The 5226-nt window shown below is 70.1% G+C and carries 4 protein-coding genes and 1 pseudogene; 3 read left to right on the forward strand and 2 right to left on the reverse strand.

What is annotated here, in order from left to right; all coding sequences use genetic code 11:
* The first annotated feature begins 115 nt into the window (after window positions 1–115).
* Both GXP76_RS33845 and GXP76_RS33850 read left to right on the forward strand, forming a co-directional pair.
* Window positions 116–1213: a glycoside hydrolase family 5 protein gene (locus tag GXP76_RS33845; RefSeq protein ID WP_242575450.1), complete on the forward strand. Its 1098-nt coding sequence runs from the start codon at window positions 116–118 to the stop codon at window positions 1211–1213.
* A gap of 146 nt (window positions 1214–1359) precedes the next feature.
* Entirely contained in the window at window positions 1360–2946 is a 1587-nt protein-coding gene (locus GXP76_RS33850; protein ID WP_242575451.1) for a Na+/H+ antiporter, read from the forward strand.
* A 24-nt stretch (window positions 2947–2970) separates the two neighbouring features.
* Here GXP76_RS33850 and GXP76_RS33855 read toward each other — a convergent pair whose 3' ends face one another.
* Window positions 2971–4116 (reverse strand): mechanosensitive ion channel family protein, encoded by a 1146-nt coding sequence (locus GXP76_RS33855; protein WP_242575452.1) that lies wholly within the window; start codon window positions 4114–4116, stop codon window positions 2971–2973.
* A gap of 44 nt (window positions 4117–4160) precedes the next feature.
* On the opposite strand from GXP76_RS33855, the gene GXP76_RS33860 reads away from it, so the two are divergent.
* On the forward strand, window positions 4161–4745 hold the full coding sequence (locus GXP76_RS33860) for a dienelactone hydrolase family protein (RefSeq protein ID WP_242575453.1): 585 nt from the start codon (window positions 4161–4163) through the stop codon (window positions 4743–4745).
* A 44-nt stretch (window positions 4746–4789) separates the two neighbouring features.
* Here GXP76_RS33860 and GXP76_RS33865 read toward each other — a convergent pair.
* Window positions 4790–5226, reverse strand: a pseudogene (locus GXP76_RS33865) (serine/threonine protein kinase); the annotation flags it as partial.

Below are 5226 nucleotides of genomic sequence, written 5' to 3' on the forward strand. Positions count from 1 at the left end.
CTTTCCCAACACTCTTGACGGTGATTGGAAACAACCTTAACTTTCACTCACTTGCTGTCATGCCTCTGACAGTCGATCTCCCGTACCGGACCCCACCCGAAGGGAGCACCACCCCATGCACCAGCACGCCACCTCCCACCCGACCCGCGAGCCCCGTCCCCGGGGCCGACGAGGACGGCGCGGCCGCAAGGCACTCCTCGCCGTCTCCGCGCTCGGTATCGTCACCGCCATGCTGACCCCGATGAGAGCGGGCGCCGCCACCGCTCCCACCGGCACCGCGGCACCCGCCGGCGTCGCCTCCCCCATCGGCGACAACGGCCAGCTCAAGGTCTGCGGCACCCGCCTCTGCAACAGCCGGGGCCAGGCCGTCCAGTTGCGCGGCATGAGCACGCACGGCACCCAGTGGTACGCCCAGTGCGTCACCGACGGCTCGCTCGACGTCCTCGCGAACGAGTGGCGGGCCGACGTGCTGCGCGTCTCCACGTACGTGCAGGAGGGCGGCTACGAGACCGACCCGCAGCGCTTCACCTCCCTCGCCCAGAAGTTCGTGGACGGCGCGCACAAGCGCGGTATGTACGCGGTGATCGACTGGCACATGCTCAGCCCCGGCGACCCCAACTTCAACCTCGAAAGGGCGAAGACCTTCTTCACCGCCATGGCGAAGAAGTACAAGGACAGCCCCGGCGTCCTCTACGAGATCGCCAACGAGCCGTCCGACGTGAGCTGGGCGACCGTCAAGTCGTACGCCGAGAAGATCATCCCCGTCATCCGGGCCCAGGACCCGGACGCCGTCGTGCTCGTCGGCACCCGCGCCTGGTCCTCGTTCGGCGTCTCCGACGGCGCGGACGAGAAGGAGGTCGTGAACAACCCCGTCAACGCCTCCAACATCATGTACACGTTCCACTTCTACGCGGCGTCCCACCGCGACGAGTACCTGGCCGCGCTCGACCGGGCGTCGGACCGACTGCCCGTCTTCGTCACCGAGTTCGGCACCCAGAACTACGCGGGCGAGGGCGCCAACGACTTCGGCCAGTCGCAGCGCTTCCTCGATCTGATGAAGCGGAAGAACATCTCCTGGACCAACTGGAACTACTCCGACGACCACCGCTCCGGAGCGGTCTTCAAGCAGGGCTCCTGCAACGCCGGCCAGTGGTCGGGCACCGGAGTCCTCAAGGAGGCCGGAGTCTGGATCCGGGACCGGATCCGCGAGTAGCGGTCACGGGCGGCGCACTGCCGAAACGTCTCCTCGCGGTCCGGAAGCGGGCCGCGAGGAGCAGCGCCTGGGCGCGTTTCAGGGGCGCGCGTGACAGGGTTGAGAAGCCTTGATCGTCAGGGCTCACGACTCTCGGAGGGCGCACCGTGGCCCAATTGGCGCTGCTGCTCGTGCTGTTGCTGGGCGCCGTGGTGACGGTGCCACTGGGGGAGCGGCTCAATCTGCCGTCGCCCGTGCTGATGACCCTCCTCGGGATCGTCCTGGCGCTGATGCCCTTCGTACCGAACGTCGAGGTGCCGCCCGATCTGATCCTCCCGCTGGTGCTGCCGCCCCTGCTGTACGCGGCCGTACAGCGCACCTCCTGGCGGCAGTTCACCGCCAATCTGCGGCCGATCTTCCTGCTCGCGGTGGCGCTGGTGTTCGTCACGATGGCGGCGGTGGCGACCGTGGCCAACTCCGTCGTCCCCGGACTGCCGCTCGCCGCCGCGTTCGTGCTCGGCGCCCTCGTCGCACCGCCCGACCCGGTCGCCGCGACCGCCGTCGCCGGATCCCTGGGACTGCCCCGCAGGCTCGTCTCCATCCTGGAGGGCGAGGGCCTGTTCAACGACGTCACGGCGATCGTGCTCTACCACGTGGCCATCGCAGCCGTGGTCAGCGGCACGTTCTCCTGGCCCAGCGCGGCCGGGACACTGGTGCTCTCCGCCGTGGTCGCGGTCGTCGTGGGCGTCGTGCTCGGCTGGCTCTCCAACAAGCTCATGGCGCTGCTCGGTGACGCGCCCCTCCAGGTCGGTCTGACGCTTCTCGTGCCGTTCGTCAGCTACGTACTCGCCGAGGAACTGCACGGCTCCGGCGTTCTCGCCGTACTGACCACCGCCCTCTTCCTGGCCGAGCACTCGGCGGACGCCGACGACGTGATGGGACGGCTCGCCGGCAACACCTTCTGGGAAGTCGTCGACATCCTCGTCACGGGCATCGCCTTCGGCCTCATCGGGCTCGAACTCCACAACGCCTTCGGCTCCGCGGACGGTCATCTGGGGGAGACGCTCGGCTGGTCCGCAGTCGTCGTCGGAGTCGTCGTCGGCGTACGGCTGCTGTGGCTGCTCCCCGCCGTCTGGGTCACCAAACGGCTGCACAAACTCCGGGACTACGAGGAGGAGATCCCGGTCAGCTGGCGGGAGACCGTCATCATGTGGTGGGCCGGGATGCGCGGGGTCGCCTCGGTCGCGCTGGCGCTGGCCATCCCGCTGGAGACCGAGGACGGGACGCCCTTCCCCGGCCGTGAGGAGATCATCTTCATCGCCTTCGCCGTCATCATGACGACGCTCGTCTTCCAGGGGCTCACCCTGCCGTGGCTGGTGAGACGTCTCGGGGTGAGCGCCGACATCGACGCCGAGCGCGGCTTCGAGCACGAACTGGCCGTACGGGCCGCCAGGGCCGCCAAGCGCCGCCTCAAGGAGATCGAGGAGGTCGAGGAACTGCCCGAGGAGCTGAGTGAACGCCTCGCCCGCGGGGCGTTCGACATCGGCGCGAGGATCAGCCCGGACGTGGTGGACGACGAGCGGCGCGACTGGTTCGCCAAGCGCAGCGAGCGGGTCAGGACCCTCCAACGGATCCAGCGGGAGATGATGTCGGCGGCCCGGCACGAGGTCCTGTCGGCGCGCAGCGAACCCAACGCCAACCCGGAAGTGGTCGACCGGGTCCTCCGGTATCTGGACGTGCGCAGCATGCACTGAGGCCGGCCCCGGCCGGCGGAGGTGTCAGCCGCGGCCGGTGCGCGGGTCGCCGTCCGCGTTCTCCGTCACCGCCGGGTCGGGCTCGTGGTGCGCCGCCGCGCGCCCCACGGCCCCGTTGCCGGCCTGGGCGGGGAGCACCGCCGCCTGCGTGGTCGCTATCCGCGGCAGCGCGTACGGATGTTCGTCCGCCAGCCACCCGATCAACTGCTCCCGCACCGTGCAGCGCGCCGTCCAGATGTCGTCCGCGTCCTTCGCCGTGACGACGGCCCGCACCTCGATGGTGCTGGGGGTGGTGTCGGTGACGGCCAGGCTCCAGTCCCGGCCGTCCCAGGCCGCGCAGTCCTGGAGGATCTCGTGCAGCTTCTCGCGCATCAGCCTGACCGGAGCCGAGTGGTCGAGCTGGAGGAAGACCGTGCCCGTCATCTGGACACCGCCGCGCGACCAGTTCTCGAACGGCTTGCTCGTGAAGTACGACACCGGCATCGTGATCCGGCGCTCGTCCCACGTCCGTACCGCCAGGAACGTGAGCGTCACCTCCTCGACCACGCCCCACTCGCCGTCCACCACCACCGTGTCGCCGATCCGCACCATGTCGCCGAAGGCGATCTGGAAACCGGCGAAGAGGTTGCCGAGGGTCGACTGCGCGGCGACACCGGCGACGATGCCGATGATGCCCGCGGAGGCCAGCATCGACGTACCGACCGTCCGCATGCTGGGGAACGTGAGCAGGATCGCCGCGACGGCCACCACCACGACCACGGCGGTCACGATGCGCATGATCAGCGTCACCTGCGTACGGACCCGGCGGACCTTCGCCCGGTCGCGGGCCGAGGTCGCGTAACGGGCGTACGTCGACTCCACGACGGCCGACACGATGCGCACCACCAGCCAGGACCCGGCGCCGATCAGGACCAGCGTCAGCAGACGGCCGATGCCGCTCTCGTGATTCTCGACGACCGACCAGCGCGTTTCGCGGTACGTGCCGCGCAGCAGCGCGGTCAGCAGGACGACCTGGAGCGGCAGCCGGCAGCGTCGCAGCAGTCCCCACAGCGGGGTTTCCGGGTGCCGGGCGTCGGCGCGGCGCAGCGCCAGGTCGACGACCCAGCCGAGCAGCAGCGTCAGGACGACCGTGCCACCCAGCACGGTCAGCGGTCGCAGTACGTTCTCCATGGCTCCGGATTCGGACGAGGGGGCCCACCTGGCAGGATGGGCGGATGGACGTCGTTCTCTTTCACTCGGTCTACGGGCTCCGCCCGGCGGTGCACGCGGGGGCCGAACGGCTGCGCGCTGCCGGCCACCACGTGCACGTGCCCGACCTCTTCGAGGGTCAAACCGCCGAGACCGCCGAGGAGGGCAGGGCGCTGAAGGACAAGATCGGCTCCGACGAGCTGCTGAGGCGCGCCGTACTCGCCGTGGCGCCGTACTCGGAGCGCGGTCTGGTGTACGCGGGATTCTCCTTCGGGGGATCGGTCGCGCAGACGCTGGCGCTGGGGGACGCGAAGGCCCGCGGGCTGCTGCTGATGCACGGGACGTCGGACATCGCGGCGAACGCGTCGGTGGACGACCTGCCCGTACAGCTGCATGTCGCCGACCCGGACGTGTCCGAGCCGCACGACTGGCTGACGGCCTGGTACCTGCGGATGCGGGAGATCGGGGCGGACGTGGAGATCTACCGCTACCAGGGCCCCGGGCACCTCTACACCGACCCGGACCTGCCGGACTACGACGAGTCGGCCGCCGAGCAGACGTGGCGCACCGGGCTGGCCTTCGTCGAGTCGCTGGACGACGGCCGGGCGTAGCCGCCCGGTAGGTCGGCAGCCGGGCCGCACGGCCGTCCGGTCGCTCAGTCGCGGGTGCAGCGGCCGGTGGTGCCGCCGCCGGGCGCCGGGCTGCACAGGTACTGCCGGTCGGTCGCCTCGTCGCTGATGTAGCGGCCGACACAGGCGATGTTGGTGTCGAGGCCGCGGGTGCGGCACCAGTCGACGGCGTGCGAGCCGCTGTTGAAGCCGGAGACGTAGAACATCCAGTAGCCCGGTTTCAGCGACGCGTGGTCGTCGCTGTCCAGGTACCGGGCGTTGGTGATGCCCTTGCCACGGAGCGCGTTCGCCTGCTTCTCGCGGGCGGCGGCGCCCGCGGACTTCTCCGTGGAGGCGAGCTGGGCGATCCAGTTGCCGGTCAGGTCGCCGCTGGACGGGGTGTCGCCGCCGTCGCCGTCGCTGTTGCCTTCGTCCGTCTCGGTGCCGGTGCCGGTGTCGGTGCGCGTGCCGGCGGGGTCGGAGT

Source organism: Streptomyces sp. NP-1717 (genome assembly GCF_022695985.1).
Taxonomy (GTDB): domain Bacteria; phylum Actinomycetota; class Actinomycetes; order Streptomycetales; family Streptomycetaceae; genus Streptomyces.

Excerpts from the sequence above, each read along its gene's own strand:
- GXP76_RS33845 (WP_242575450.1), top strand. The coding sequence starts at position 116 with ATGCACCAGCACGCCACCTCCCACCCGACCCGCGAGCCCCGTCCCCGG.
- GXP76_RS33855 (WP_242575452.1), bottom strand. The coding sequence starts at position 4,116 with ATGGAGAACGTACTGCGACCGCTGACCGTGCTGGGTGGCACGGTCGTC.
- GXP76_RS33860 (WP_242575453.1), top strand. The coding sequence starts at position 4,161 with ATGGACGTCGTTCTCTTTCACTCGGTCTACGGGCTCCGCCCGGCGGTG.